3 protein-coding genes are annotated in these 4393 nt (G+C 59.2%); all 3 read right to left on the reverse strand.

Translation table 11 applies throughout. The features are described from left to right. A partial coding sequence (locus KGA88_RS00195) for a DUF6396 domain-containing protein (RefSeq protein WP_223588129.1) occupies window positions 1-1039 on the reverse strand: 1039 nt, incomplete at its 3' end. Next, a complete protein-coding gene (locus KGA88_RS00200) occupies window positions 1039-2943 on the reverse strand; it encodes a phospholipase D-like domain-containing protein (protein WP_223588132.1) in 1905 nt (634 codons plus the stop codon). The genes KGA88_RS00200 and KGA88_RS00195, both read right to left, overlap by 1 nt. Beyond that, a partial coding sequence (locus KGA88_RS00205; protein ID WP_223588134.1) for a DUF2345 domain-containing protein occupies window positions 2940-4393 on the reverse strand: 1454 nt, incomplete at its 5' end. The genes KGA88_RS00200 and KGA88_RS00205, both read right to left, overlap by 4 nt.

The raw sequence follows: 4393 nt of genomic DNA on the forward strand, positions 1-4393 counted from the left end.
ATGCAGGCGATCCCGGTAGACCCTGCCCCGTGGCCGGGTCGAGAAGCTTGGCTTTGGCCAGTTGGTTGATTAGCGCTTCGCTGGGTTTTTCAGGGGGGACATTGGCCAGGCGTTCTTCGAGCCATTGTAGTTTGCCGTCCCAGGCGGGTAACGGGGCAGGCGGCAGCGGGAGGATTTCGTTGATTTCGGGGACCTTGGGATTGGCGTAGGAGTAGCCCGAGAGGATTTTCCAGATTTTTTTGTAGCGATCGGCGCGTTCGAGGTCTTCCTGTTGGCCGAGGTAGTGCAAGCGATTATCTGGCTTAGGGCCACGGAAGCTTTCTTCCAACCACCCGGCAGCGCCTTCGTTACCAGCTACAACGGCCATCTGGAAGACCTCGAGCGCTTCTTGGTACTCCCCTTTATTTTTAAGGTTGATACCCAGAGCAACGGCTGCCTTGCCATTGCCCTGTTCAGCCGCACAACGGCGCATTTGCCGAGCAACGTCCGGGGCAATGTTGATCGGCGCCAACTTGTCGGCGACATAGGCTTGAGCTAGCGCATTACCTTCATCGGCGGCTTTGCGGTAGTAACGCAACGCTATTTCGTGATCCTTCTGCAACCCGGCCGCGCCGTGCTGCAGGAAGATACCGACAAAGTAGTATCCCGCTGCCACTCCCGCGTTGATCAGTTGCTCACTCATGCGCAAATGCTCTTCACCCCGAAGTTTGAAAGTACCGCGCACCGCTCCGTTTTGGAGGTTGATATTGGCTTTGTAATGCTCGTTCTCACTGGCGATGCGATAAAGGCGCTCGATCTCTGCATCAACAGCCTTGTCCTGCTTGAGCTGGTTGTTTTTTTGCAACCAGCGCGCGTAATGGAACAGCACATCGGTCTCGGCGGAGGCCGCAGGGATCTGCTCGTGTACACAGCTGAAAGCCAGCTTGGCCTTGATTTCAGTTAATGGGTTCAAGGGCGTCTCCTTGGTCGAAGTAGAAGTAGGATTACTGGTATCGCAGGCGACCAGTAGCAGACATGTCAGCAACAAGACCCGGCGCATCAGTCGAGGTCCGACAGGTCGGATTCGCCGTAGTGGAACTCGACGAGCGGAGTGTCCGGCGTCAATTCTTGCGATTGGCGATCTTTGTTGTTATTGATGATCTGCTCCCAAGCCTTGAACGCCTTTTTCGGGTCATCTTGTGCGCCCAATCCATTCGTATGCATCTCCCACAACCGCCGTCGCATCGCCTGCGTCACACTGGCCCACTCATGAGCAATGTTCAGCTCGCTATCCACCTGCATGCTGCGGGTATTGATGTTGGCCGAGCCGTGAGTGGTGAACACATCATCAACAATCATCAACTTGGAGTGGATGTACACCGGCATCCATTCCTTACCCGCCGGCGAATCGGGGGCGACCAGCGAGCACACGTGGACTTTCAGACCGGGCAACTCCGGAGGACGAACGAAAGCATCTCGCTCAATTGCCGTGATTTCATCACTGAGCACTGCCTGCCGCCACTTGTTGTCCGAAGCACTGTCCCGTTGAGCTTCCCTGGCTTTATCGCTGAGATCGGTTCCTCCCATCGCGTCGGTAAGGCCCGTCAGCATGAGCAACGCCTGACGCTCCAGGCGTTCGCCAAAGCTGGTTTCCAGTGCGGCAGCCTGCGCTTTTGCCTGTTCGGTGCGCCGTAGCTCGGTGATTTTTGGCATGGTATGACCATGCCCGAGGCTTTCCAGCATGCGCTGGGTGTTCACGGTGCCGGAGCCTATGCCGCCCTTGCTTGCGTTGGTGATCACAAACAGGTGCAAGGGGCCATGTATGGCGGGGTCGCGCCCGGCCTTGGTCTGGCCGGCGGCGACGGCCTTGATCAATTCGGCCAGTGGCGGCCAGCGGAAATACTGGTTTTCGATGTAGATGAACTGGGTCGCGTTGTTGACGGCTTGCAGGTAGAGCTTTTCGATGTCCCGTTTGCCCTCCTGGGCCTGGGTGCGCAGGATCTGCGCGATTTGTCGGGTGGCGTCCGGGGAGCATTGCAGCTGCGGCCCGATCTCTTTGGCTTGGCGCAGGTCGAGCAAGTCCTCGCCGGTTTCCTTGCGCCAGGCGCTGGCGAAGTTGTGGTGCAGGTGCTCCAGGATCGGCCCGCTGACCTGACTGGAAATGTCCTGACGTGGGGTATCGCCACGAGGGCCCTTGTTGGGGGCGGGTTTGGTGTCCTTGTCACGGTTCACCGCCAGATGGTCGTTGGTGTCCCAGTACTCGTCGAGCATGTTGTGACCCATGACGAAACCGACGGCACGGTCCGGCAGTTCATAATCGACAAGAACGGTTTTTTGATGATGGGTCGCTGTCGCAGTCAGGATGAATTGCGTAGTGGCGCTGACCTGCGGGTCGAGACTTTTGTACATTGCCTGATGGGCTATTTCGGCCCTTTCAAACACGCTGAAACCGCGACTGACGAACACTGGCGTGTTGCGAGCCGCCAGATGCGCAGCGGCCATGTTGTCGGCTAGCGAACAGTTGGCAAACCACTGGCGGTCATAAGCATATTGCTCAGCCGTGGAGGGTTGCATCGCCCGGTCGTATATCCGGTACGGGCCTTTACCGGGTAGATTGGCTTCGTCGGCAAAACCCGCGCTGTTAAACGGCATTTCCCACCCCAGTATCCGCACCTTGACGCCTTCGCGAGCCATGGCCATCAGCAATTCACCGATACGCGGCGATATTCCATCGCGGATGAAATACATCGACGGCTGAAAGCCCCAGCAGATGATGTCGACAGTTGCCTTGGCCTTTGAAATGGCCAGGTGCACGGCCCGGAACGTTTCTTCCCCATTGATCAATGGTTGATAAGTCGCCATAGCGGGAGGGTATTCGGTATTGCGCACATACCATGGCGGGGTACAGGTCACCTCTTGGGTGTGCTGCAGTGCGACCGGCGTCACGATTTCGTATTGGCTCATGGTGTTTTCCCTTCCTGATCACTGGCTCCTTCCATCACCGTGACATACAGGCCTCGGTGATCCGTGTGCGATGTGGGTTGACTCACCTCGGCGTGGGCTTGCGAGGGATGGTTGTGCAGGCCGCGATTGGCGAGTTCCGCCTGTCCGGCGTTGCGGTAGTCGGTTGGCACCGGGATCTGGTAAGTCACACCGTTGGCCATGACCAATCGGTAGCCCCGTGTCACCACCTGATGATCGATCAGTAGTTGCCCGGAAGCGTCCAGCACACCTTGCTTGAGCTCGGCACCGTCGGCGTACAGCGTGTAGGGCATGCCTGCCCAGACTTGGTGGTTGGCGTTGGGGGCTTGCGATACGTTGAATCGCAGCGTCTGTTTGGACAGGCTTTGCGGGTAATCCGGATGTGTGGCTTTCATGCTCGCCGGACCGCTGTAGTCGAAGTGCGCTGCCTTGACGTTGTGATCGCCCGCCGTGCCCGATTCGATGCAACACTCATCCAGGCTGAGGTAACTGCCACCGCCGTTGAGGACGATTTTCTTCTTTGCCGTGATGTGGATTTCATCTTCGGTGCTGGTGATGTCCAGGCCATGCCGGGCAATCAGTTCCAGGCGATCGTTTTGCGCCTGCACACTCACCGGGCCCTGGTTGGCGATCAGCTTGATGCCGAGCTTGCGCACGAACAGGTTCAGGCCCTGGCCGACGCCGATGAACAGGCGCTTGATCACACTGAGGTCGGCTTCACCGCCGGCGTTGAGCATCAGGTTTTTCTCGGCGGCCAGTTGCAGGTGCTGGCCGCTGGTGAGGGCAATGCCTTGCGGGGCGCTGAGCAGCAGGACCTGGGATTTGAGTTGTTCGAGGTCCTGGCGCAACAGGTTCAGTTGTGCCGCGACGTCAGCCGGATCGGCATTGGCGGCTTGGGCGTCGACCGACAGTTGTTGCAGTTGTTCGCCGGCCTGTTGCAGGCGGCCGAAGGCGGCGTCCATGTCGAGTTGCGCACCTTTGGCTTTCTCCTGTTTGTCCGCGCTGATGAAAAGACCCTTGCCGCCACGAATGGCGCCCCAGTCATCCGTACGCAGTTCAAACCCTTCCCCCCGCTTCTTCCGCTGGCCATCCACCAGATGCCCGAGGTTGAGTTGGCTCTTGCCGCCATACTCGGTACTGAGCTTGACGTGCTCCTGCCCCCGCGTGTCGTCCATGCGCAACTTGTTGTTCGTCGGCGTGCGCAGCACGTTGCGGTGGTCGTTGCGCTGGGTCACCAGGTCGGGGTGCTGGTCGTCGTGCAGGGCGTGGGCGATGTAGGGGCGGTCCGGGTCGCCCTGTTCGAAAGCGATGGCCACTTCGGTGCCGGCGATCAGTGGCAGGTGCAGGCCGTAGGTGTCGCCGGCGTAGGCGCGGGCCTGGCGCAGCCATTTGCTTTCGCGGCCGGCGGGCCAGGTGTCGCGGTCGAAGAGGA

Origin of the sequence: Pseudomonas sp. A-R-19, from assembly GCF_019956575.1 — a bacterium.
Lineage (GTDB): Bacteria > Pseudomonadota > Gammaproteobacteria > Pseudomonadales > Pseudomonadaceae > Aquipseudomonas.

Bases quoted from the DNA above. Each gene is read 5' to 3' on its own strand.
- KGA88_RS00200 (WP_223588132.1), bottom strand. From the start codon at position 2,943: ATGAGCCAATACGAAATCGTGACGCCGGTCGCACTGCAGCACACCCAA.